Below are 24,787 nucleotides of genomic sequence, written 5' to 3'. Positions count from 1 at the left end.
CCCAGCTCGGTTCTAGTGCATTTTTAACAATTGCTTGTGCGACTCGATTTTTGAGTGTGGGGATGCTTAATGGACGACGGTTTTTCCCATTATCCTTGGGAATATAAACCCTTCGAGCAGGGTGAACTTTCCATAAGCAGTAAGCCTGCATCTCATTAACCAAATTGACCCTGGCTTGAGGAGTCAGGGCAACTTGGCCATCAATGCCAGCCGTCTTCTTTCCTCGGTTTTGCTGGGTCACCCGTCGCACTGCTAGCAGCAGGTTAGAGTAACTGCGGAGCATCAACTTCATCAGGCTTCTCACCCGATTCCATTGATGTTCCTGAGTCGCACGATAAATTCGCTGCCTTAGATTTCGTACCTTCTTCTTGACGCGTTTCCAGTTGATGGAAGCCCATACTTGAAGACGGCCCACCGTTCCGATGTCTATTTTGACTCTATCTTTCACGTTGGTTAGATTTCTTCACGTTGATTTATCGTTGAAGACCTGTTGGAAGTCAGCTACCTTTTCGGTATCGGGCAAATTTTTGAACCCGTATCTCCCGCATTACCAGGAGCGTTCGCTTTTTCCAATTTCCCTTACCCTCTAGGTAGTTGTGTCGTCCTTGCGGTTGACCTACTCTGGTTATCGACCTTTGCCAGAGAACCTATAGGGCTTACCGTGTTCCGTGCGTTTGATCTGCGACTGAATTAGGTTCCATCTATACCCCGGTGGGATTATTGTCCTTTCGCTTTGAGCGTTCTGAGACTCATTGCCTACCCACTTACCAGTTTGGTTAAGGTGTATCAGCCTGATTTCACCTTTCACGCCTCACGAGACTTATGATGATTCACTTGCGTTAACCCGTTTCAGTCTTCCCTTTGCTCTCCATATCAACTTGGGCTGCCAATATCGTGAGCTTTCGTGCTTTGCTTTCCGCTAGTTTCATTACTTACTCCTGGCGTAAGCGGAGTCAGTGACTCTTTTACGTAGGGACAGGGAGGAAGGCTCCCCTGGGGAAGACGGCTTCCTAATCAAAATGCGCCAGTGGCGCTGAACGCACGACTTTCACGTCGCACCAAAACCGGACGTGAAAGTTTCCCTTCATCCGGCTCCTCAACAATGCAATGCCCTGACAAGGCAGACCTCTTCAAATCGATAGCCGTTTTGCTGTCATGACAATGTCGATGCAGAAGTTGTAGATTGTCGTAACATCCATTCCCCCCTTGTGACTTAGGAAGAATATGATCTACTTCCATCCGGTCTTCAGCTTTAAAGTACAATCCACAGAAGCAACATTTACCTGATTGTCGTTTGAGTAGTGTAGCTACTCGTATCGGCAATGCAGGATGTGTACCAAGTCGTTGACTCCAGTACACCCAGTCTCCGTCAAACGGGCTTCTATCCGCTTTCACCTTGATGTGCCGTTTTATCGGAATATCGTGGTGATTGATCAGATGAAAGCTCTGATTGTTTCGGGTCGAGAATTTAGACTGGTGCCAATATTTGTGCATTATCCAACGTTTACCCTTATTGGGGTGTCGTCGAATAGCCCATCGCCATAGCTTCAAAAACGTCTGCCGTTGAGCGGTTTGAAAGGTCTTTTTACTGACGCCAGTAGCGTAGTAGTTTGTCCATCCTCGAATTATCGGATTGAGTGTCCGAATGAGCACCTCTTGTGGAGATGCTTGATGAGTATGAATGATAGACCTGACTTGCTTCAGGTGGCGTTTGAGATTTTGCCGACTGGGAGTAATCAGCGTTTTGAATCCTTGATGAGACTTTGATTGGTTCTTCCCAACTCGATATTGTCGAACCGTGAATCCCAGAAAGTCAAAGCCCACATTGCCCTGATGCTCATATAAGGTATGGGTACACCGGGTTTTACTAGGATGTAAGGCTAATCCCCGTTCGGCTAGCCATTGAGCAATGGCCTGCTGACAGGCTTGAATGACCTCAAGCTGTTCATGCAAAATGACCAAGTCATCAGCATAACGAATCAGACGAGCCTGAGGGTTCACCTGCTGGATTTGGGTTTCCATTCCGTGGAGTGCGATATTTGCCAGCAAGGGAGAGATAACGCCCCCTTGTGGTGTCCCCGCATCCGTTGGAAACCATTGACCTGATTCCATCACACCCCCTTTGAGCCATGCGTTTACCAGACGGTAAATGGTCGGCGGGGCATTGAGGGTTGTCAGCAGTGCAGAATGACTGATGCGGTCAAAGCATTTCGAGATATCGGCATCTAACGCAAACTTGGGTTTAACGCGGATGCAGTTAAAAATGGCTTCGATGGCATCATGGGCCGAGCGTCCTGGCCGGAAACCATAACTGTTAGGCTCGAACCTGGCTTCCCATTCGGGTTCCAGGGAGAGCTTTAGCAGTGCCTGTCGGGCTCTATCAGCCATAACAGGAATGCCGAGCGGGCGTTTCTCGTTCTTGCCAGGTTTGGGTATCCATACCCGACGAGTTGGTTGCGCCTTATCCGTGAGGTTCATCGTCTTGACCAAGAACATGCGTTGCAGTGGGTTTAATGACGCTATGCCATCAACACCGGCTGTTCGCTTGCCTTGGTTATCTTGAGTGACCCGACGGACCGCTAGACATCGGGCGGCCCAGGATCTCAGTAGGAGTCTTTGTAATCTGTGGACTGCCTTGACATCACCACGGCGAGAGGCTCGATAGATTCGGGTTTGCAGCTTAAAAACCTGCCGTTCTAGCTTTCGCCAAGGCAGTGTTTTCCATTCATACCTCGTCTGAAACGACGGGTTCATGACATGTTCACCACGACTAACAGCTCTATCTTTTACATCATCGTGTCTACGTCAGCGTATCCCTGCGATTAAGCGGGGCCTTTGCTTCTTAGACAATCCTGCCTGCGATGGACATGTAGGTGGCCCCTACTCAGGCTATCGACCATCACCTGAGAGTCTCATAGCAGGTTACTTCGTTCCAGATAACCGTTGGTTTGAACGTTTAGGAGGATGCTATCCACCGGGTTTATCGGGAGTGCTTACTGATCCATGGCCTGCAGGTCAGCCCCATATCCTTTGCCTTTTTGGCCCCAGCCGGTTGGCCTCAGCGGCTGGTTCTAATTAACGATGACTCAGACACACCTTCGCTTTCGCTCTCCATATGTTCATGCTCAACGGGATTCCAGGTGAGGCTCCCTGGTTACCGCCTTTTATTCCCGCTTCACCCGTTGATAGCCAGTCGCTAGGTGGGGAATACGCTGTCACCCATGCACTTTGGGGGTAGGACTTGAGCATTCTAGGATACTAACTCTCACCTACACGGTTATCTAGTTGTCAAGGTACGCTCGTAGCGTTCACTCTTGCTGCTCATCCCCAAGTTTTTCAACTTGTTTCGAGCAAACGAATCACACAGTCCAAATTTAGTCCAGTAAATTTTCAGAAATTTGAAATCCTTTTGAAATAAAGGTTTTATGCACTTGATGACGTTCTACCACTGAACTACATCCGCACTGGACTTGAATAGTAACAGTTGAAGTTGTATATAGGCCAACCCTTTAGCCTGACTTAAGCTTTTGTATAGTTTGAGATGTTCTTCTTCACCGGCAATTGTTCTCAAACAACAGCCGGTGAAACGTATCTTAAGGCTTAGCCGCTAGGCATTTGCTTCTTCTCGCACCAGCTTATTCCAACCCAAATCTTTGAGATTGCTATTGCGGCGTAGAGGCCGAGTCACTAACTCAAGAATGTCGCGAGTGTTGCCAAAGCCGTGAATTTGGGCAAAGGTGAATTCTACTGACCACTTGGTATTAATGCCTCTGGCCTCTAAGGGATTGGCGTGGGCCATCCCCGTAATCACCAGGTCGGGTTCAATTTCTAGAATGCGTTGAATCTGGTTGTAGTTGTCTGGTTTTTCCGTAATCTTGGGCTTGGGTACACCCATTTCCTCGCAGGTGCGCTCTAGGAACTGTAGCTCAGCTCCCTGGAAGCGTTTGTCCATGTAGGGAATACCAATCTCCGGTACAGTCATGCCACAGCGGATCAAGAAGCGGGCCATAGCAATCTCAAGGAGATTGTCACCCATGAAGTAAACAGATTTGCCACGGATAAGACTGACGTAATCTTCTACGGATTCCCAAATCTTGGCTTCTCGTTCGGCTAACCCCTTGGGTTCAACGCCTAAGACTGAGCAGATTTTCTCAACCCAGGCACGGGTACCATCGGGACCGATGGGGAAGGGGGCACCGATGACCTTTGCCTTTTTCCGTCGCATTAGAGTAGATGCAGTGCGAGATAAGAAGGGGTTTACGCCAGATGCAAAGTAGCCTTCTTTGATTACGGGCAGATCGGTGTAGCGGTTTTCTGGTAACCAGCCAGATACCTTGATGCCTTGCTTCTTAAGTTCTAAATTAAGCTGGGTGACCACTGGGTTAGGGACCGAACCAAATAGGATCAGGGGGCTGTGGTCGTAATACTCATCTGCAGCAGGGGCTTCGTCCGGAGCGACGGCTTCGTTTTTGCGACCTAGGGATAATAGCTTGCCAAGACCATTGCGTTCTTGCTTTTCTGGTTCGATGGCTTTAGTCGCGGGCTCTGCAGTGGGACAGCGCTGGGCCATGGCAGCGAGTACGGTGTCTTCACCCTGGGTAAAGGCATAGTCAAGGCCATTGGCACGGGCGACGACGATGGGAACGCCGATTTCATCTTCTAGCATGGGGGCAATGCCCTCGAGGTCGGTTTTGATGATTTCGGTGGTGCAGGTGCCGATCCAAACGATTACGCTGGGGTTGCGATCGCGCTTTATCTGCAAACACAACCGCTTCAGTTCTTCATAGTCATTCAACTTGGCAGAAATATCCCCTTCTTCCAACTCAGCCATGGCATAGCGTGGCTCAGCGAAGATCATGACACCCATGGCATTTTGCAAAAAATAACCACAGGTTTTTGTACCAATGACCAAAAAGAAACTATCCTCAATCTTTTGGTAAAGCCACGCAACACAACTAATCGGGCAAAACGTATGGTAGTTGCCCGTATCGCAGTCAAATTCAAGAGAGGGAGTGTTAGCAGGTGTTGTCATCGTGATTATCGTCCTTAGAGCAGTAATAACTCTCGCTAAAGAGGAACGGTGAAAAGGGGGGTAACTGAGTCTCTGTAGCGATGGTTCACCGGGCAATAATCCGATAGGTTGTGACTGAGATGGCGCTTTAGAGTCCTTCCAGACCTTCTAAAAGAGGGGGATCGTCACCAGATGAAGCATCTAGTGTTGGACCATCTTCACCTGTGCCATTTAAGGCCATCTCTGGATCAAAATTAAGACCTAACACTTCGACTAGTGCATCTTCGTCAGAGTTGAGCTTATAGAACGGCACCATCAAATTTGATAGCTTAGGTTCTATGGCATTGATCACCCCTAAAATCAGGAGCGAAGATGGCCGCCGTCCACCGTCAGGCGTTCTAACGGAGACGTTGTTCATCTGTAGCTCTAACCAGGCGCGATTGTCTTGCACATAGTTCAACCACTTGTCGCGGATAGCGGTGGTGAAATTCTCAAAAAAGGCCATATCTTGAGATTTTTAAATCAGCGGGCACGCAGCAATTTAGCACCTCAGCGTCAGAATGGCCAGTCTTTTGAGAAACTCAAAGCAAATAAATGACTAGCAACCTATCGGATTAACCCGTGAATGTTGGGCTAAACCATCATTAGATCCATTTCATTTTTCTGAACAGGGGCGTCTTCAGGGGGGTTGAGATAGAAGTCTGACAGCAGTGAGAAGAGCTCACGGTCGGCAGCATCTTTAGGTACCACACCTTCAGGACGAGCAATGAGCTGATCGGCGATGTTCAGATAGTACTGGCACACTGGCTCCAATGATGGATCAGATTCAGCCATTTCAAACATGGTTTTGCCCTTGACCCGTGAAACACGAATATCTTCAATCAGGGGCAAAATTTCTAGCACCGGCATCGGCACCGCTTCGATATACTTGTCAATCAGATCCCGTTTAGATGTACGGTTACCGATGAGTCCAGCCAGCTTCAGCGGGTGAGTGCGGGCTTTTTCCCTGACGGATGCCGCAATGCGATTAGCGGCAAACAGGGCATCAAAGCCATTGTCAGTGACGATCATGCAATAGTCAGAATAATTAAGCGGTGCGGCAAAGCCACCACAGACCACGTCCCCCAAGACGTCAAATAGAATGACATCGTATTCGTCAAAGGCGTTGAGCTCCTTAAGGAGTTTGACGGTTTCGCCGACCACATAGCCGCCACAGCCAGCACCTGCGGGGGGACCGCCCGCTTCTACGCAGCTAACACCGCCATAACCTTGGTAGATAACATCTTCGGGCCAAATATCTTCGTAGTGATAATCCCGTTCCTGTAGCGTGTCAATAATGGTGGGGATTAAAAAGCCCGTTAGGGTAAAGGTGCTGTCGTGTTTAGGGTCACAACCGATTTGCAGGACCTTTTTGCCGCGTTTAGCAAGTGCGACAGAGATGTTGCAGCTGGTGGTGGATTTGCCAATGCCGCCTTTTCCATAGACCGAGAGTTTCACGCTCGTTGTCTCCTTCTGGTGGGTTGGTCTAAGCGACCATGTCTGTGGGTCATTGTGGGTAATCAGCGGCTGATTGGATAGGGTTCAAGAAAATGGATGACTACCAAAAATGCTTTCTGAATCAGAATTTATTTCAAAATAATTAGTCAAGGCTTTTTAAGCTTAGAAAAAGGCTATTTGGGCAGTTAATATAATTTTTAGGGTCTAATTAAATAAAATATGGATCAAAAAGCAAATTTTTGAAATGCTTCTATCTCCTTCTCCTAAAAGACTTTCGTCGTTTTATATAGACTTGAATAAATCCATTTCAAAGGGTGTTTCAGGCTAAAAGATGTCTGGTTGTTTGAACTTATTTCGTAGAGTCTTCCCTTGGGAGTGCCCTAAGATTTAGTCTGATAAGACACTTCATTATCCTCAGCTTTTGTAGGGCTGGCACGAGGCACAGCCCCTACAGTGGAGCTCCATTTTGACTGGGGAATGAATACTGGGTTCAGTTAGACTTACCCATGGCTGATGTGGATCTGGCTAAAGAATATTCAACAGTTATCACTCAGCATAATGTTAAGAATGTTTTATTTGAAAATAAATAAAACAGAATGCTAAGAATTTGTTTTGTCTTTTGAAATGTTCGCAATGTGATTCTGGGGGAACCAGGTCAAGTCTTGGTCAGCGGTTTCAAAATTATTGGCCGTAAAGAGTTGGCTGCTGACTGATAGTTCGTTATCCCACTGGGGCTGACTGACCTGTGCTAGAGATTGGTAATTCGCTCTGAATTGAGCAATTGCTTGATTTATTTGGTGGATAATTTCTTGCTCAGACTTTGGGGCTTTAGGGGATTGGATTTGCAGCTGTTTTTCGAAAAAAAGAATACTGGCTAAGGCGTATAGATTTTCTTGGGTGTCCAATGTTTTGGAAATTTTGACGTTGCTGTTTCTCAGGGCAGTGCGGATAAATCTGACGCTTGGTGGATGGGACTGATTGTTTGGAAGTTGGGCAATAAAATTGGCGCAGAAAGCTTTTACACCATCGGTAAGCACTATTTTTTGATGCTGCACCAGCTGAGTCACTAATGCCGTAATTTGTGTTGGAATTTTTGTACCTAGGGGAGGAATGGGTTGGGATAACTGAGTGCCAAACGTTTGCAGGGCAATATATAGGAGGCGTTTTTTCTCAGGCAGGCTCAATTTTGGCTCTGGTTGAGCGTTATTGAGTATCGCGATCGCAGCCTTAGTCAAGTTGACAAAGTCTAATGCCGATAGTTTTGATGAAATCCGCTGTAGATAGGTGCGAATTAAGAAGATGAGTGTTTTTGCTGCATCATCTAAACGGGCTTTTACTTGGTGAACAGCGGCTGTAAGAACAGCGTCTCCGTTTGCATCACTGTACTTATCCAAACGCTCTAGCCAGTCTATCTGTCGGTAATTCTGACGGTAATCATGATGCAGTTTGTAAATTGAGATGCCCAATTCCTGGCCCGATTTCTGGCCTGTGATGTCCATCACTATGATTAACGCTGCCAGAATAGCCTGGCATTCCAGGTCGGACCTGGCCTTACCGTAGGTTTGCTCAAAAAGCGCTAACGCTATTAACAGTCTTTGGCTATCAAAATTGGATAAGGTGGCAGGGCTGACCATAACTGTCTGCAGATGTTAAGAAGACCGGGCTCTCAGCCCCTGTATGTAGATAATGCAGGAAATCTACTTGGCACCTTTGCAATGTGCCAGGAGCTAAAGTTAAAGTATATGCTGATGGCCATGTTGAACTCCAATTAAGAAATTACACAAGAGAAGTAGACTATTATCCCAACGGCAATATTCGTTCCATTGGCAATATTAGGTTTAGGTACTACAGCAATAATCGCATCCGAAAAATTGGTGGCATTCATTTCAGATATAACAGCAGAGGTGTATTACGACGCATTGGCCGTACAAACATTGACTATGGCCCCCGAGGCAGACTAGAGGCAATTGAATATGTTGACTTTGATTATGACAACAATGGCATGCTCGAAAGCATTGAGACTAGCCACACCCGATATGGCACTCGAATTGTTGTTGTGGACTAGAATGCCTTATCATAAAATCCCAGACTGCTCTTGAGCTCCTGTCAGCCATATCTGAAGTGATGGGCTGGTTAGGTAAAAACTTGCAAACCATTTGTGCAATGTCTCAAGACCTGCGCAAGAATGGGCACTACGATGAGCACATCTTAGACCTGTACCTATGGTAGCTACTCCTGAGCAAATCCAAGAAGTTTTAGCGCTACGCGATCGCAAAGTAGGTCCCAAACAAATCGCCCGTAAGCTAGGTCTACGACCCGCTGAGGTCAACAATATTATCCAAACCCAGTTAAGCGCGAATCCTGAAAACCATAGTCAGCCTAAAAGGCCCTCCAAACTTAAAGAGTGCTTAATTGACTCCCAAGGATTTGATCGCTTTTTTGGTAGCCAAAATATCCGCAAAGATCGTAAAGGGCTGTCCCAGATAATGGTGACCCGTGCCGATGGCACCCATTATCTGGTCACCACTTTTCTGATTGATGCATGGTGTTTGGGGGTAAAAGATGCCATGGGACCTCGAAAAGTTAAAACCACTGACTATCCGTTAATGCGAGAGAATGCTTATGCCCACACCATGGATGATAGCTATAGAACGATATCCCTGGAACAGGCTCAATCAGTTATCTACGGTGCTGTGGACTATGCTAAACGTCTAGGCCTTGACCCCCATGAAGACTTCGAACGGGCCAAGCATAATCTCGGCCCTCGCATGGATAATCTGCCTCGCCATGAATTTGGTAAAAACGGTAAGCCCTATTACTTTGCTGGCCCCTATGACAATCCAGATAAAATTATTGCCAAACTCAGAGAAAGCGTTGGTGAGGGCAACTTCAAATACACCATTGGTATGGACTTGGGTATGGGTACCGTACTCTAGCTATCAAATAATACAGGCCAGTTCCCGTGACTTTTCAGTGAATAGAAGATTTTCACCATAGTCAATGGGGCAGTCAATAACAGCGGGCACATCAGCTGCCAGAGCTGCTTTGAGTGTGGGGATAAAGTCTTCTGTGGACGTTACTCGATAACCCTGGAGACCAAAGCTCTTGGCCAGGGCAACAAAATCAGGATTGGTAAATTTGATAAACGCAGATTCACCATAGTAATTATGTTGTTTCCACTCAATTAGACCATAGCCACCATCGTTAAAGATAATGGTGACAAAGGGAGTCCCTAAACGTAGTGCTGTTTCTAGCTCCTGGCAGTTCATCATAAAGCCGCCATCACCTGTGACCGCAACAATCTTACGGTTGGGATAGACAAGTTTAGCTGCGATCGCACCCGGTATGGCAATACCCATGGAGGCAAACCCATTGGAAATCAGACAGGTATTCGGTTGCTCACAATGGTAGTTGCGGGCAATCCACATTTTGTGGGCTCCTACATCTGAGAGCACAATGTCATCGGGTCCTACTACCTGACGCAGATCGTAGAGTAGTTTCTGGGGCTTAATGGGAAATGCCAGATCGTTACAATATTGTTCATAGTCAGCCCGCATCTCATCTCGTACCGCTTGGAATGGATAGCTTGATTTTGCATTACGTTCCACCCGTTTCAAAATCTGTTCAAGGGAATCTTCAATATCCCCAATCACTTCCACCATGGGGACATAGCTACTGTCAATTTCTGCGGGGGTCAAGCTCACATGCACAATGGGAATTTGTCCATGGGGGTTCCACTTTTTCGGTGGATATTCTACTAAGTCATAGCCCACGGCGATGACTAAATCACTTTTATCAATGGCGCAGGAAATAAAATCTCGCTGCTGCAGACCAACAGTCCAAAGGGCCAGGGGATGCTGATATGGAATGACTCCCTTACCCATAAAGGTATTGGTAACAGGAATCTGCAATTCATCTACTAGTTTAGTGATCGCTCCACTAGCCCGCGCTCGAATAGCCCCATTACCCACTAAAATTAGCGGTCGTTCTGCCCGAGAGATCGCGTCCGCCGCTTTCTGAATGGTGTCAAAGGCCGCAAAGGTTTTACCGTTGCGATCGCAGGTCAGCGGTTTTCCCTCCGCTTCCATATCGGCAATATTTTCGGGTAAGTCAATATGCACAGCCCCTGGATTACCCGTTTGCGCTAACTTAAAAGCTTTACGCACAATTTCCGTTGTATTACTAGGTCGCACAATTTGAGTGTTCCATTTAGTCACGGGGGCAAACATCGCCACCAAATCTAAATATTGGTGAGACTCAATGTGCATGCGGTCAGTCCCCACCTGACCAGTAATCGCCACCAATGGGGCACGATCTAGATTGGCATCGGCCACCCCTGTGATTAAATTGGTTGCCCCTGGCCCCAGTGTGGATAAACACACCCCCGCCTTGCCCGTTAGCCGACCATAGACATCGGCCATAAACGCCGCCCCTTGCTCGTGACGAGTAGTGACAAACTGTATAGAAGACTGTTTCAACGCCTGAAGTACTTGGAGATTCTCTTCTCCGGGCACACCAAAAATGTACTCCACTCCTTCATTTTCGAGACAACGGACAAGGAGTTCTGCAGTGTTCATAAAAGATACCTAGGGAATGGGTAATGCAACGTCAAAATTCTATTTGTAGGGGTGTTCCATAGGTGACGGCGTTCCATGGAACGCCCCTACAAAACAACAAAATGCCCTAATTCACACAAACTGTCTTGGCATTGACAAACTCTAAAATGCCATGTCTGCCAAGTTCACGGCCAATACCTGACTGTTTAATCCCGCCAAAGGGCAAACGCGGGTCAGATTTTACCATGCTGTTTATAAATACAGCACCGGCTTCAATCTCATTGACCAAACGTTGTTGTTCCGCTGAATCTTGCGTCCAACCGCTGGCACCCAAGCCAAAGGCAGTAGCGTTAGCTAACTGAATCGCCTCGTCTAGATCCTGGACTCGGAAAATCAGGGCCACAGGACCAAAAAACTCTTCTTGATCAGCCGGGGTGCCGGGGGGGATATGACTCAAAATCGTCGGTGGGTAAAAATTACCCAGCTCTAACTCAGGGGGTAATGTGGCTTTTAGTTTTTCTAGATTACCCCCCACTAGAGCCTTGGCCCCTGAAATCAGACAATCGTGGACCTGTTTGTGAATGTCCTGCAAGATAGACGGTGTTGCCAATGGACCAATGTCTGTTTCAGACTGCATGGGATCGCCTACTTTCAAGGCATTAAACTTATCCACTAAGCGTGTCTCAAACTCATCCGCAATGGTGCTAACCAAGATAAACCGCTTAGCCGCAATGCAAGATTGGCCATTGTTTTGCAAACGGGCCATAACAGCGGTCTCCACCGCCTGATCTAAGTCAGCACTGGGTAGGACAATAAAGGGATCGCTTCCCCCCAGCTCCAACACTACTTTCTTCAAATGCTGTCCAGCGGTGGCAGCCACCTGGGAGCCAGCAGGGCCACTGCCAGTGAGGCTAACGCCACGGACGCGCTCATCGGCAATCACTGTAGCCGTTTGCTCAGCCGTAATTAGCAACGTTTGAAATGCACCCTCAGGAAAACCAGCCTTGCGAAAAATTTGTTCTATAGATAGAGCGCATTTAGGGACGTTGGAGGCGTGTTTCAGTACGACCACGTTACCGGCCATCAGAGCGGGTGCAGCTAACCGAAACACCTGCCATAGGGGAAAATTCCACGGCATCACCGCCAAAATAATCCCTAGGGGCTGATAGCGGACGTAGCCTATGGCTGAGCGCTCATCTGCTAGATAATCTGCCCCATGCTCAGCATAGTGACGACAAACCCAGGCACACTTTTTTACTTCTGCGATCGCAGCCCCGATGGGCTTACCCATTTCCTGGGTCATGATGCGACCCAGCACCTCAGCATGGTCTTCTAAATAATCAGCAGCAGCCCGTAGCCAAGTGCTGCGATCGCTAAATGATGTCCATCGATAGTGCTGATATTGTGCTTCTCCTGCTGCTAATTTTTGCTCTATCTCGTCTAATCTCAGAGGAGAATAGGTTTTATAAACTTTACCAGTGGCCGGGTTAATACTTTGAATTGCCATCGCGGACCTCCCGTAGGTCTTCTCATCTGGCCTAGGTCTAGGCCATCATCCATTGGGTGGGTCAGATGTAGCAAAACAGTCAAGGTCGGATACACTGCACATTTTCCATCAGCTGGCTTACCCAACCCAAACCCAGAAGGTATCTCTAATGTGACAAATGTGACAATTTCCGTCTTCAGAAAAGCAGTTTCTGCATTGATTATTTACTTTTTTAAACAATCCCAAACAAATGCCGATGGTTTTTATCTGGTGACGGTTAAGAACTTGTTAAGTTAGGGAGCAATCACTATTACGACAGTTATGGTAGTAACCAAGATACCTCCTAACTGCGTCTCCAGCCCTGTTGAAGCCCGTATCGGCTAATTTATCGACAGGGCTGCTACTTTTTTAAAAGTAATTCAGTATTAATTTTTACTTTATTTATTATTTATTTATAAATTGAAATAGTAGTCTTTTATTCCTAATTGATTTAGATAAATCAATATTAACTATGGATTTTTATTTAAACTATTGAAATCCGGGTTTAACCAGAAACTAGTAGTCTGTCAAAGTCAAAATTTTGGGTAAGGCTGACACGGAGACGCGGAGACGTTGATTGCTTAAACGCTTCGCGTCTCCATATCTCCTCTTCTCCGCGTCTCATTCTAAATCAGTAACGGTTTTTAGGTGATTATTCAGACTTACCTAGTTCCGCAACAAAGTCACTTGCTTCTTTGCCACAGGTCTCATGGGAGCCACCCAAAGTGCGACATTTTTCCTTATATATTTTGCGAGTAAGGCTAGGGGGTAGCTGCGCCGCATACTCCAGTGCCTTATCAAACATGGCAACACTGTCATCAGTCTCTTCCTGGCGTCGATGGAGTTGTGCCTTGAGATAAAACAGTTCTGGGTTTTCTGGGGCTGTTTCTAACGCCTGTTCTACAGCTTCCATGGCATCGGGCATCTGACCCAAATCGCGATAGCCCAGCGCAATACCACGGTAGGCTAGATAACTAGGGTTGCCATACTGTGACAGGCGCTCAATGGCGTCCTCAGGATTGGAGAAAGGTAAATTAACAGCCAACATTAAATCCATAAACCCTTTGACCAGGTTAAGTTCTGGGTCAGTGCTATCAATCTTTTCTGCTTCACCAATATGGCCAAAAACCTGTTGTAACATTGCCAATGCAGCCGGTGTACTACGGGCCACACCCTGAGTGCTCATCATGTGAGCCCCTTCCATAAAAATACCTACTGCCGAGTAAATATGTCCTCGTAATGGATCCGTTTCCAACAGAGTTTCAGCGGTGGATCTGGTTAATGCCACTTCTTCCTCTAGTTTGTCCCAGTCTTCATCGAGATAGGCCATGGATGCCGCCATGCTATGTACCAAAGGTTCGCCTGCTTCAGAATCCTTTGCCAATTCCAAAGCAGCCCGGGCTCCCACATAGTCACCTTCTTTAAAGAAGGCTTCAAAGGCCTCTTCGGCATGGGGACCAATATTGCGCTCGTCACCAGCGCGAAATGGGTCGCCAGCTAACGCCGGAGACGTCGTTATGGTCAGTGTTGCGGCCATTAGCGCCCCGAAGAACTTTAAAGAGCGTTTGGGACGATTAAAAAAATTCAAAACTCGAAACGTCATGGTGCCTATCCTAATGAAGTGGGCGCTGTGAACGATGGCAGCGCTTGCATGGGCGCTTTCAAGAAATGAGTATAGCGACTTGATTCATAAACTACTGGTAATCTATGAAACTCTTTAAGCTGTCATAGTGTGAGGCGGTGCTAACTGCGCCCCTTAAGTCGTTGTATGACACTGATATTGTTGTTGACGAGTGCCTTCTGTTTTAACCCGTTTGCCTATCTGAAAACACCTGTGTTGAGACAGGCTAACAGTGGGTGGAAATGGCCCCTGACGTTGTGGTTCTACTAACCAAAGGGTGAAATTATTGGTTGGTATGGCTGCGCTATTGTTCAGGCTGGGCTGCCAAGTTTTGACATCAGCCGACCCCGTAAAGGCAACTTGGATATTTTCACGCTGGGGAATAGCTAACACATAGCTTAAGGCACGGGCACGATAGCCGTCTCGCTGGGGGGCTACCAAAACAACCGTAGCTTCAGGATCTGCCCCTATACGTCGACCAATTTGACCGGGCAGGTAGGGTTTGAGTAAAGCGATATCGTAGCTGATCAAAACCTGGCTGAGGACACCAGCTGCGATCGCAACCCCCAATACCCAGGGTTTACATCGAGCCATTGCCATGGCTGCCATCACCGTTACCGCTGGATACAGCATAAAAAAGTAGCGGGGGGCCAGGGTGAGATCTTTGCCCAAACCATAGGTAATGGCAATCATGATGGCAAATACGGCCACACCATAGCCTACAAGTGGAGCGCCTAAATCCAGCTGCGGTTCCAAATGCCACCCCCTAATTAACGGACGCAGCACAATGCCAAAAACCACCAGCATAATTAGGGCTGACCCAATGGTGACCCATTGCGGCACCTGCTCTACAGGCAGCAAAATTAGCATAAACAGCCCGGTCACCAGGGACTGTAGCCATGGCAATATCAGGGTTTCCCAAAGGGGGGCCGACTGACTCAGCCAACCAGTGCCGCCTTCTCTGTGAAAATGGATGAAGGCGGTGGGCAACCATGGCACATACAACAGCGCTGTACCTGCCATCGCTAGCAACCAAGGCAAGGCTTCAGAGCGTCGGTCTCGACGCCAGAGGATGCGGCTAGCGGTGATCAACCATTGGGCAATAATGCTAAAGCTATAGAAGTAGTGAACGTAAATACCTACTGCATTTAAGCCAACCCAGCTCAACCAGCGCCAGGGAGACCGATCACCCTGGAGTAAGGCCATCCAATTGGTGAGGGCAAACAGTGCGATCGCAACGGCCAAACTATAATGCCGCGCTTCCTGGGATAGGTAGATGCCGTAGGGCGACACTGCCATCAGCAGGGCGGCTGTGGTGCCGACGCGTTCTCCCGCCAATCGACGTCCCAGGTAAAATGCGCCAGCGACAGCCACAATCCCCCAGAGCACGGCAAAGGTTCGTAGCGTCCAAATGGATATTCCCAGTCCGTGTAACCAAACATTCATCGCCATAAAAAACAGCGGTGGATGGTTGCTATAGGTGGTTAATGCCTGGGCGGCCTGTAGGGTAGAACCGGGAGTATCTAATAGCGCCCAGTAACGTTCCGGCGGCAGTAACGTATTCATGGGAATCTCATTCAGATTCTTCCCAAGACTATAGAACGTGGTGTAAAGCTCATCCACCCAAAGGGGCTTAGCCGCTAGACGCCACAATCGCAGGAGCGCTGCCAGTAATAAAATCAGCGCTAAAGGGTGTTGTTGATTTAGCCTCAGCTTAGGCAATGGTTTGCTCTCGCTAATGGTGCCCCCAGCATGGTAGCCGATTCACTCCAGATTAAGAACGGGTTCTCACCATTGTTATGGCCACTCGTCCATCAAAATTAGGCACTGGAGCAGTCAGTTTAGTGACTGTCACTTGAATTTTTTCTAGACGTTCATCGTTGGCAAGGGCTTGGGTTGCGATCGCATCTCCTAGCCGCTCAATGAGTTTAAATTTTTCCGTCTGAATAATCTGCTGTGTCTGCTGAATAATATCGGCATAGTTGTGGGTATCTGTCAGACTGTCGGATTTGCCCGCCACCGACAAGTCCATCCACAGCGTCAGATCTACCTCAAACCATTGACCTAAAACATTCTCTTCGGGCAGGGCCCCAATGTAGCCATAGGCACGGATGCCGGTCACACTAATACGATCAGCCATTTAACAGTTATCTAAACTATTTCCAATCAAGGAATCTCTACTGCCAGGTGAACCTCTATGGGTCCTAGTCTTGCCGCTGACTGTAGCGGGTTCAGTCAGCGGCCACTAAAATCAGCTGCCAATATGGGAAAGTACCGAACCCACTATCAAAAGAGCTGTACTAATGGCGAATTTTTGTAGTGCTTCTCTTTTAAAAGCCTCTCCTAGTTGAATATTGCTATCTGTACTTTCATTGTCGGTGCCAACTTTTTTGGAAACCTTTGCCCCAAGCGTGCTACTCCATGCCAATAGAAACCATAGGAGAAACCAGGCCATATTGACAGCTCCTATCAACAGGAAAGCCGTGCCAATCAGTGCAATCATGAAAGTCTTTTTGTTGTTCTGTTGTGGGGACGTTTCATTCTAGGCGACACAATATGGGGTTGGCCATAGGTGGCCACAATCTAGTGACTAAAGTCATGAAGGGGCTTAAATGGTCTATAGAAAGGCTGATGCTGTCCCCATAATCCAGCTGTCGATTAACAACATCCATTAACAATCAGGCTAAATCGCGATGGGTAAATGGTTTAGCGTTTTCTCCTGAGTAGGTGGCAACAACATGACCGTTGCCGACTACCTGATATTTATAGGTCACCAAACCCTCTAACCCAACCGGGCCACGGGGAGGCATCTTTTGGGTGCTGATGCCTACTTCAGCGCCAAAGCCATAGCGAAAACCGTCGGCAAAGCGGGTAGAGCAGTTGTGATAAACGCCTGCGGCATCCACCTGGGCCATAAATCGATCGGCAGTGGCTTGGTCTTCGGTTGCGATCGCATCCGTATGCCGTGACCCATAGGTATTAATGTGGTCAATCGCCGCATCCACTGAATCCACCACTCGAATCGCCAAAATCAAATCACTGTATTCAGTGGACCAGTCGCTCTCCGTTGCTGCCTGAATATCAGTTAAAACCTGTCGTGTAGCATCATCCCCTAGCAGTTTCACCCCTTCTTTCCCTAGAGCCTCAGCTAGAACGGGCAAGGCCTGAACTGCAATATCTTTATGAACTAGCAACGTCTCAATGGCATTACAGGCCGATGGATAGCCCACTTTGGCATCCACAGCAATTTTGGCCGTCTTTTCTAAGTCGGCGGCCACATCCACATAGAGATGACAGATACCATCCGCATGGCCAAGCACAGGAATGCGAGTATTCTCTTGAACAAAACGGACAAAGGCATTGGAACCACGGGGAATAATCAGGTCCACATAGCTGTCTAGCTCCAGCAGCGCCCGCGTCTCTTCCCGCGTAGTCAATAGCTGCACGGCATTGGGGTCCAAACCCACATTAGTCAAGCCCTGACGAATGGCCTTGACCAGCGCCTGGCAAGAGCGCACAGCTTCTTTTCCCCCTTTGAGAATGACACCGTTACCAGACTTCACAGCCAATGTAGAAATCTGCATGACAGCATCGGGGCGGGATTCAAAAATAATCCCTAGTACTCCCAGCGGACAGGCGATCCGCTTGAGCTCTAGGCCATCGTCCAATTCCCGATGAATCTGGACTGCACCAGCTGGGTCGGGCAGCTTAGCCACATCCCGGACACCCTTAATCGCTCCCTTCAGCTTTACAGCATCCAGCTTTAGCCGTCCGTAAAGGGGCTTCGCCAGGTTATCGGCTAACGCCGTCTGCAAATCAGCTTCATTGGCGACTGTGATATCTGCCGCCGCCGCTTCTAACGCCTGGGCAATGGCCTCAATGGCCTCGTTTTTTTGCTGGGTGGACAGACTGGCCAGGGTGCGGGCTGCTTGACGTGTGCTGGTTGCGATCGCAACCAAAGAATTCTCAACAGCAACCGAAGATACAGACATGGGGTTCCGTGGGATGTTTACTCATTTCATCTAGGTTACCTAGAATAACGCGTCCTATGCGTCCTCAACCTTCCCCCGCAATCTTCCGTTTTGCGTGCTGCCAGAGTGCCTCTAGTTCCTCAATGCTGTGATCATCCAAAGGCTTTTCCGCTGACTGCTCCAGCAGTCCAAACCGTTGCACAAAGCGACGATTTGTCCCCTGTAGAGCCGCCACCGGGTCAATGTCACACCAGCGGGCCACCTGCATTAAACTAAACAGCACATCACCAAACTCAGCTGCCTGGTTCTCGGCACTTTCATGGGCCAGAGCATGGCGAAATTCTCCCAGTTCCTCCTCCACCTTTTCCCACACACCATCCAGGGTTTCCCACTCAAACCCAGCCTTAGCCGCTTTCTTAGAAATTTTCATGGTGGCAGTCATTGGAGGCAACGTACGGCCATAACGAGCCAGCTTAGAGGTTAAGGTCTGCTCATCTTGATTGCCCTTCTCTGCCGCTTTGATGGCTTCCCAAGTAACATGCACCTCTTCGGGGGTTGCCGCTTGGCTGTCACCAAATACATGGGGATGACGTCGAATCAGTTTTTCCGCAATGCCTTGAGCCACATCTCCAAGGTCAAACGCATCTGTCTCACTAAAGATTTGCGACTGCAGCACCACCTGCAGCAACAAATCCCCTAGCTCCTCAGCCATATGATCACGGTCACCTTGTTGAATTGCATCGACCACCTCATAGGCTTCCTCCAGCACGTAGGGAGTCAGACTCTCAGGCGTCTGGGCCAGATCCCACGGGCAGCCGCCTTCAGGGTTACGCAGCTGAGCCACGACATCAATCAGACGCTGGAGGGATTCTAATGTTTTAGATTGCAGGTTTATGGTCATGGATTTTAGCAATAGAGGCAGGTTGTGACTAAGCTCAGCCTATCGTTTACGACGGCCCTGATGACGCCGCTTTTTCTTATATGCGGAGACTAGCCAGTCGCTGGTGTAATGACTTAGTGCCCCGAGTTCAAGACCCACTAGCAACGCTAGCCACTCCCTCCAGTATTGAACAAACAGGCTGACTAAGATGGGTTCGAGCCTTTGCCAAGATAGCTGGGCCTGCCAGAAATGATTGATTGCAAGTACCCCTACAGTTGCAAACAGCGCAATCCAAACACCTAGATAAAGCACCCGAACTATCGTGCCAATCAGAGGGCCGTGGGACCACCTAGAACGATGCTTGATAGCTACCTGATAGGGATACCAAATCCAGCGCATCAGACCCCATCGGCGATATTGCACTGACTGAATATCTAGATCGGGACCCATCATCAAGCCACTGAGCAAAAAGCTGAGACCGACAATAACCGTTAGCGGCATATCAAGGGTTATGAAAAAAGCGCCTATCAGCACCAGAGGTAATAGCCACAGCGTAATTCGGTCATGATGTTTTCCAGATGGCATAGGTCCTCAACAGCACAGCGCGCGTTCCTCGGGCTTTAATAATACAAATGAATTACCGCTGTTTTGAAAAAAGATTACCTTTGACCGCTGTCACCTGCATTACATTTTCTTTGAAAAAAAGTTCGCCTTTAGTCGCTGTCATCTGTTAATATCTATTCCTGTGCAAACACGCATGTTCACGGACGGTTAGCTCAGTTGGTAGAGCGCCTGCCTTACAAGCAGGATGTCACTGGTTCGAGCCCAGTACCGTCCATACTTACCCTATAGGTAAGTCACTTAAGTCCTGTTGGCACAGGCAATTGCGGACGGTTAGCTCAGTTGGTAGAGCGCCTGCCTTACAAGCAGGATGTCACTGGTTCGAGCCCAGTACCGTCCATTCAGTTTCAATTTAAGCTGGTTAAAGCTGCAGGTGAAGTAGCATAATGCTCTAATTCTTTAGAGAGTCTCTAATTCTTTAGAGAGTCTATGCACAAGTATTTATGCGGCAAGGTTTAAGTGGCTCAAAGCTAAACCTTGATCGTCTCACTGAGCAACTGTGAAATTTGACCATTTGTCGTTTCTAAATTAAACCTTTGACCAGCTTGCACCTGTGCCTTTTGTGCAAGGGCTTTCGATTGACTAGACTGATCCTGACAGGTGCTGATAATGTCTGCCAACTTTTCAGCATCTCCAGGAGGCGTTAACCAGCCTGTTTGCCCATGGTCAATCAACTCCACAGCTCCTCCAGCCGCTGCTGCTACCACTGGAGTACCACACAACATCGCTTCCACAATCACCCGCCCAAAGGGCTCAGGGGCTGTAGACGTATGGGTGACTAAATCACAGGCTGCCATCAGTTGAGGAACATCCGACCGAAACCCCATAAACTTTACTCGATGCTCCAGATTAAGGCCCTGAATCTGTTGAAGTAGGTGTTGCACATACTCTTGCTCACCAAAAAGAGCATCACCCACAAATACGGCCATAACATTCTCCGGACAATGTTGCAGAGCTTCGATCAGCACATGCTGACCTTTCCAAGGAGAAAGACGACTAAAATGTCCAACCACAAATGGAGACATACCCTCTGTGAGATCAGATAGTTCGGAGACTATTTCTCCTTTTAAAAACTCTTGATGGCTACTACAGTCAGCGTAGTCTTCCAGGCGAAACCCGTTATAAACAACATGCACTCGATCTGCTCGTCCGCCTGCTTGAATAAATGCTTCACAACTAGCGTGAGAATTAGCGATCACTAAAGCCGCTCGGTTGGCCAATGTAATAATAATGCGACGATTGACCGAACTAAAGTGGTCAGGGGAAACAATGTCGTGCAAATGATAAACAAAAGGACGACCACTTAAAACACTGGCAAAGGCTCCAACCACTAAAGCTTTTTGGGTGTTGGCATAGATCACATCATATTGCTTGCTGAGTTGGGCTACCCTAATAATCAAAGGGATTAACCGGTTGAGACTTTTGAGTCCTGCCAGCAGACCACTTGCCTTTTGTACCTGCAAAGCTTGGTCGGCAAGGATTTTGATCGGAATATTGTTTTGGCGTAGGTGCTCTGGGAATGTTCCCTCATTAAACACACTCACCAGGCTAGTTGTAGAAAACTGCTGCGCAATATCGGCTAAACAAAGTTCAGCACCTCCTAGCTTGCTACTCTGGTCTAGAAACAGGATCTTCATGCTCGTTTATACATTAGACGATTTTTAAATATTGACGCGAGTCTCTTTTCAACATAAAAGTGGATAATACACCCAATCAAAACCGTTGCCACACAGGCCAACATCATCCCTATTGTATAAAAACCAATACTGTTGATACCTATGACCTGAATCACTTTGGTGAATATGGACAAGATCAGATAGTGGGTGAGATAAATGGAAAAAGAAGCTGTTCCTAAAACCACGAATCCTTTACTAACCGACAGCTTATGATCTTTTTCTAGAAAAGCAGCACCTCCTACAATTAAGATTGACGATAGGCCATAGGCTACAAATTCATAATAGTGGGCAAAGCCCGAGTTATTAGCACTTGTCTGGAGAATATACACATCTAATAATCCTGACATCATAAAGGTGCAGCAGCCCGTTAATAATATCCATAAACTGACTGACTTTTTCAGTTGGATTCGTCTAAAGAAAATACCGATTAACCATCCGCCTGCAAATTCAAAATTATAGTAAGAGAAAATAAAATTTAGCAGAAAGTGATTGTTGTTCCGAAGCTGAAAACCTGAGAGTATATCAGTTAGCATAAAAACTGCTGACACTGACAAACCAGCAAGAATAAGTTTAGATGCCACTTTAGGCAACAGAATAACAGTAGTAAACGCTAAGTAGAATAATACTAAATGGCTTAGGAACCAGGCTACGGAAAGTATGGGCGGATGCTCCTGGGGAATAAGTAGCAATGACTTGATAATGACACCAATATCTTGCTCATGACCTTTTCCAAAGGATGGGACTAAAAAGTAAACTGGAATTACGCAGAGGCTCAGCAACCAATAGAGGGGATAAATACGAACACAGCGCTTGATTAGAAAAGCTTTTGCCGTATGCCGATGACCCATATATTTAAAGCTCGACAGTGCTAAGAAGAAGCCACTCAAGACAAAAAAGAAATCAACGCCCGAATCTCCAAAATCAAATAAAGATAGTAAAAAGGGTTGATCAAATTTGAGCGTAAATAACTCCGCTGCATGAAAGGTAACAATAAGTAGAGCTGCGATCCCTCTAAGACTTTCTAAAAGCTCCAACTTTTGAGGGGGTTGTTTTCTCATTTTATTGGCGTACGTCATAGATCCCTGGTATTGCTTTAAGTTGGAGAGTAGGGAGTGGGGGAATAGGGAATAGGGAGTAGTTTTTTATATCAGTCAATTGGGTTTGAGCTCGCCATATACTCCGAGAGTTTCGGTGGCAACACGGGTAGCATTAAGCCAGTCAAGATTTTTTTGGGCTTGTTCTTTCCAATAATTGAGCTTGGTAGAATGCTTCAGCAGGTCGGCTATGGTTGTGGCCAGGGCTTGGCTGTCGCCTGGTGGCACTAACAACCCGGCTTTGCCATGTTCCAATACTTCAGGAATACCGTCGACATGGCTAGCGACGATGGCACAACCAACTTCTCGAGCTTCTGAAATAGCCAACCCAAAGGGTTCTCGATGGGAGGCTAGAACAAAAACATCCGTCGATAATAGATAGGCGCGAGGATCAGACTGAAACCCTTCAAAATGAATGCGATGTGCTACACGGGTTTGGCGGGCCTGGGACTGAAATTGTTCTTTTTCCGGACCATGGCCCACCAGGTACAGATGGGCCTCTGGAAAATCTGAAGCCACTCGTTCAAATGCCGCAATCAGCTCAGAAATACCCTTGCGAGAATTCATGCCAGCTACTGTGGTAATTGCCGGGCGCTGTAAATAGGCAGGGGAGCACTCTGTTAGGGCACCAACCCGAGGACTCTCAAGGGTACCGTTGGTGACAACTCGCAGCTTGCGTGTGGGAATACCTCGCTGCTGCATCGATTTAGATACCGCCTGGCTCACGGCAATGACGCGATCGGCCAAACCCATGAATTTAGCACTCTCTTGAAACTCATTGTGAACGGTTGCCACTAAACCGTATTGGCTCCAAAGCTTTAAACCACGAGCCAGGACAGCCCCTGTCATCATGTGGGCATGGACAATGTCAGGCTTTACCTGACGCACAATCGTACGATACTGGGACGTTGCATGCATCAAATTACGCCAGGTTCGGGTTTGGTTTAACCGAAAATGGGTCACCTGATATTGGTCTAACAATGCTTCATATTCACCACCACCAGAGATAACACTGACCTCATATCCAGCTTGAGCCTGAAGGCAAGCCAAATCCACCGCAACGTTGACAATCCCATTCCCTACTTTTTGAATATGGTTGAGGATGTGTAGGACTCGCATTATATGGCTCCAGCAGTGGTTTGTTGCATAGCCTGTAAACTGTTTAAGACGTCTAGATATTGGCGAACGATGCAGTCTATGGTGAAGGCTTGCGATCGCGCCTTCAGCACCGTGGTATCCATGGGGTCTTTCAGGGTCGAGACGATAGCATTAGCCATCGCTTCATAGTTACCCACCGGCACCAGTGCACCGTACTGACCCTTGTTTAAAATTTCCGCCGGACCGCTCTCACAGTCAGTGGATACCACCGGAGTGCCAGCTGCGATCGCTTCTGCCACCACATTGCCAAAGCCCTCATAGATAGACGACAACACAAAGACATTGGCTCTCGCCATATAGGCATAGGGATTCTCCACAAAGCCCAGAAACAACACATCGTCCTGTAATCCAAACTTTTCAATTAAGGCATCCAACTCAGGCTTAACCTCAGGCTCTCGCGGATCTACATCTCCCAAAATCATTAGCCGTGCCGGATGTTGTTTACGCACAAGGGCAAACGCCTGTACAAGGGTGGCAAAACTCTTTTGTTTAACAATCCGTCCCACCCCCAACAACACAGGCGGTTGACCTTCTTCAAACCATGGATGAGCAATGGTTTCCTGCGCTTTCTGAGTAAAGTCTGAGGTAACCACGGGGTTATGGATAACCGTCATCTGCTGCATTGAGATTTGGGTATGTTGCTCCAAATCACGGGCCACCCCCTCTGATGCGGTCACAATGGCATCGGCCCATGGATAAAACCGCTTGACCACCGCCCACTTAATCTTTTGCATCAGCATGGCGTGGCGATCTTGAAACTGTTGGGACAGATTGGTTTGAACACACATCACCACCCGCGTGTTCACCCCCGCTAAAAGTTTTGCCCAAGTAGCAGAGCTAAAAATATCCAGCGTTGAGATTAAGAAAGCAGGCTGTTCCTGCTTCAGATACTGTTTTAGGGCCAATGTCTTAAACAGAAGTACAGGTGATTTGGCCTCTAAATTTATCAGCCGGATATTGTCTGGAATATTCGATAGATAGGCTCCCTCAGCCTTGGCAACCACTAGATCAACAGCAAATCCTCGCTCAGCAAATCCTTCCGCCAGGTGGAGCATGACTCGCTCCGCCCCGCCGCCATCAAGATTGGGAATAAATAAACTAATAAATGGTTTTGGCATTTTGACTCTTAAAGATCGAATACAAAATCTCTGGCATCAATCGCTACTCGTTAAGCCGT

General features: G+C 47.7%; 23 protein-coding genes and 2 tRNA genes. 6 read left to right on the top strand and 19 right to left on the bottom strand.

What is annotated here, in order from left to right; all coding sequences use genetic code 11:
• Positions 1 to 448, bottom strand: a 448-nt coding sequence (locus U2F10_RS07875; protein WP_499871595.1) for a reverse transcriptase N-terminal domain-containing protein, incomplete at its 3' end; no start/stop codon positions are given.
• Between the two features lie 566 nt (positions 449 to 1,014).
• Complete coding sequence (gene ltrA, locus U2F10_RS07870; RefSeq protein WP_499870313.1) at positions 1,015 to 2,754, bottom strand: group II intron reverse transcriptase/maturase; 1,740 nt, start codon at positions 2,752 to 2,754, stop codon at positions 1,015 to 1,017.
• Here ltrA and U2F10_RS07865 point away from each other — a divergent pair.
• Together U2F10_RS07865 and U2F10_RS07860 are read left to right on the top strand one after the other, a co-directional pair.
• Positions 2,753 to 3,079: a hypothetical protein gene (locus U2F10_RS07865; protein WP_499870315.1), complete on the top strand. Its 327-nt coding sequence runs from the start codon at positions 2,753 to 2,755 to the stop codon at positions 3,077 to 3,079. The genes ltrA and U2F10_RS07865 overlap by 2 nt on opposite strands.
• Before the next feature lie 36 nt (positions 3,080 to 3,115).
• The gene (locus U2F10_RS07860; protein WP_499870316.1) at positions 3,116 to 3,238 is read left to right on the top strand and encodes a hypothetical protein; all 123 of its coding nucleotides are present in this window, start codon (positions 3,116 to 3,118) and stop codon (positions 3,236 to 3,238) included.
• A gap of 369 nt (positions 3,239 to 3,607) precedes the next feature.
• On the opposite strand, the gene U2F10_RS07855 is transcribed toward U2F10_RS07860, so the two are convergent.
• The 4 genes from U2F10_RS07855 to U2F10_RS07840 form a co-directional block, all read right to left on the bottom strand.
• Positions 3,608 to 5,032 (bottom strand): ferredoxin:protochlorophyllide reductase (ATP-dependent) subunit N, encoded by a 1,425-nt coding sequence (locus tag U2F10_RS07855; RefSeq protein WP_163668917.1) that lies wholly within the window; start codon positions 5,030 to 5,032, stop codon positions 3,608 to 3,610.
• 127 nt (positions 5,033 to 5,159) lie between these two features.
• Positions 5,160 to 5,516 carry a DUF5331 domain-containing protein gene (locus tag U2F10_RS07850; RefSeq protein ID WP_163703670.1) on the bottom strand — a complete coding sequence of 119 codons (357 nt, stop codon included), beginning with the start codon at positions 5,514 to 5,516 and terminating at the stop codon, positions 5,160 to 5,162.
• 128 nt (positions 5,517 to 5,644) lie between these two features.
• Positions 5,645 to 6,508, bottom strand: a complete 864-nt coding sequence (gene bchL / locus U2F10_RS07845; protein ID WP_348918250.1) for a ferredoxin:protochlorophyllide reductase (ATP-dependent) iron-sulfur ATP-binding protein — start codon at positions 6,506 to 6,508, stop codon at positions 5,645 to 5,647.
• A gap of 599 nt (positions 6,509 to 7,107) precedes the next feature.
• The gene (locus U2F10_RS07840) at positions 7,108 to 8,142 is read right to left on the bottom strand and encodes a hypothetical protein (RefSeq protein ID WP_499871594.1); all 1,035 of its coding nucleotides are present in this window, start codon (positions 8,140 to 8,142) and stop codon (positions 7,108 to 7,110) included.
• Between the two features lie 83 nt (positions 8,143 to 8,225).
• Here U2F10_RS07840 and U2F10_RS07835 point away from each other — a divergent pair, with 83 nt between their 5' ends.
• Positions 8,226 to 8,573, top strand: a complete 348-nt coding sequence (locus U2F10_RS07835; protein WP_499871593.1) for a hypothetical protein — start codon at positions 8,226 to 8,228, stop codon at positions 8,571 to 8,573.
• Positions 8,574 to 8,730: 157 nt separating this feature from the next.
• On the top strand, positions 8,731 to 9,444 hold the full coding sequence (locus tag U2F10_RS07830; RefSeq protein WP_499871591.1) for a DNA-binding response regulator: 714 nt from the start codon (positions 8,731 to 8,733) through the stop codon (positions 9,442 to 9,444).
• 3 nt (positions 9,445 to 9,447) lie between these two features.
• Here U2F10_RS07830 and U2F10_RS07825 read toward each other — a convergent pair whose 3' ends face one another.
• From U2F10_RS07825 to U2F10_RS07785, 9 genes are all read right to left on the bottom strand, one after another.
• Positions 9,448 to 11,085, bottom strand: a complete 1,638-nt coding sequence (locus U2F10_RS07825; protein ID WP_163702745.1) for an acetolactate synthase large subunit — start codon at positions 11,083 to 11,085, stop codon at positions 9,448 to 9,450.
• A gap of 106 nt (positions 11,086 to 11,191) precedes the next feature.
• Positions 11,192 to 12,571, bottom strand: coding sequence for an NAD-dependent succinate-semialdehyde dehydrogenase (locus U2F10_RS07820; RefSeq protein WP_499871589.1), 1,380 nt, complete (start codon positions 12,569 to 12,571; stop codon positions 11,192 to 11,194).
• 670 nt (positions 12,572 to 13,241) lie between these two features.
• Positions 13,242 to 14,192 (bottom strand): Sll0314/Alr1548 family TPR repeat-containing protein, encoded by a 951-nt coding sequence (locus U2F10_RS07815; protein ID WP_163668929.1) that lies wholly within the window; start codon positions 14,190 to 14,192, stop codon positions 13,242 to 13,244.
• 153 nt (positions 14,193 to 14,345) lie between these two features.
• A complete protein-coding gene (locus U2F10_RS07810) occupies positions 14,346 to 15,932 on the bottom strand; it encodes a glycosyltransferase family 39 protein (protein WP_499871587.1) in 1,587 nt (528 codons plus the stop codon).
• Between the two features lie 52 nt (positions 15,933 to 15,984).
• Positions 15,985 to 16,350, bottom strand: coding sequence for a dihydroneopterin aldolase (gene folB, locus U2F10_RS07805; protein WP_499871585.1), 366 nt, complete (start codon positions 16,348 to 16,350; stop codon positions 15,985 to 15,987).
• Between the two features lie 111 nt (positions 16,351 to 16,461).
• Entirely contained in the window at positions 16,462 to 16,713 is a 252-nt protein-coding gene (locus U2F10_RS07800; protein ID WP_163668935.1) for a hypothetical protein, read from the bottom strand.
• Between the two features lie 175 nt (positions 16,714 to 16,888).
• Positions 16,889 to 18,202, bottom strand: a complete 1,314-nt coding sequence (locus tag U2F10_RS07795; RefSeq protein ID WP_499871583.1) for a glutamate-5-semialdehyde dehydrogenase — start codon at positions 18,200 to 18,202, stop codon at positions 16,889 to 16,891.
• A gap of 64 nt (positions 18,203 to 18,266) precedes the next feature.
• Positions 18,267 to 19,082, bottom strand: coding sequence for a nucleoside triphosphate pyrophosphohydrolase (gene mazG / locus U2F10_RS07790; protein ID WP_499871581.1), 816 nt, complete (start codon positions 19,080 to 19,082; stop codon positions 18,267 to 18,269).
• A gap of 39 nt (positions 19,083 to 19,121) precedes the next feature.
• On the bottom strand, positions 19,122 to 19,646 hold the full coding sequence (locus tag U2F10_RS07785) for a metal-binding protein (protein WP_499871579.1): 525 nt from the start codon (positions 19,644 to 19,646) through the stop codon (positions 19,122 to 19,124).
• Between the two features lie 180 nt (positions 19,647 to 19,826).
• Here U2F10_RS07785 and U2F10_RS07780 point away from each other — a divergent pair.
• Together U2F10_RS07780 and U2F10_RS07775 are read left to right on the top strand one after the other, a co-directional pair.
• Positions 19,827 to 19,899, top strand: a tRNA-Val gene (locus U2F10_RS07780).
• 50 nt (positions 19,900 to 19,949) lie between these two features.
• A tRNA-Val gene (locus tag U2F10_RS07775) sits at positions 19,950 to 20,022 on the top strand.
• A 130-nt stretch (positions 20,023 to 20,152) separates the two neighbouring features.
• Here U2F10_RS07775 and U2F10_RS07770 read toward each other — a convergent pair.
• The 4 genes from U2F10_RS07770 to U2F10_RS07755 form a co-directional block, all read right to left on the bottom strand.
• On the bottom strand, positions 20,153 to 21,319 hold the full coding sequence (locus U2F10_RS07770) for a glycosyltransferase (protein ID WP_163670868.1): 1,167 nt from the start codon (positions 21,317 to 21,319) through the stop codon (positions 20,153 to 20,155).
• The gene (locus U2F10_RS07765; protein WP_163670870.1) at positions 21,316 to 22,434 is read right to left on the bottom strand and encodes an acyltransferase family protein; all 1,119 of its coding nucleotides are present in this window, start codon (positions 22,432 to 22,434) and stop codon (positions 21,316 to 21,318) included. The genes U2F10_RS07770 and U2F10_RS07765 overlap by 4 nt, the downstream gene beginning before the upstream one ends.
• A gap of 75 nt (positions 22,435 to 22,509) precedes the next feature.
• Positions 22,510 to 23,571 carry a glycosyltransferase family 4 protein gene (locus U2F10_RS07760; RefSeq protein ID WP_499871576.1) on the bottom strand — a complete coding sequence of 354 codons (1,062 nt, stop codon included), beginning with the start codon at positions 23,569 to 23,571 and terminating at the stop codon, positions 22,510 to 22,512.
• The gene (locus U2F10_RS07755) at positions 23,571 to 24,728 is read right to left on the bottom strand and encodes a glycosyltransferase (RefSeq protein ID WP_163670873.1); all 1,158 of its coding nucleotides are present in this window, start codon (positions 24,726 to 24,728) and stop codon (positions 23,571 to 23,573) included. The genes U2F10_RS07760 and U2F10_RS07755 overlap by 1 nt, the downstream gene beginning before the upstream one ends.
• Positions 24,729 to 24,787: the final 59 nt, after the last annotated feature.

Source organism: Leptothoe sp. EHU-05/26/07-4, assembly GCF_043421015.1.
GTDB classification, from domain to species: Bacteria; Cyanobacteriota; Cyanobacteriia; order Phormidesmidales; family Phormidesmidaceae; genus Leptothoe; species Leptothoe turfae.
Note: the sequence above shows the minus strand (reverse complement) of the source record. Positions and strands in the feature narration are given on the sequence as shown.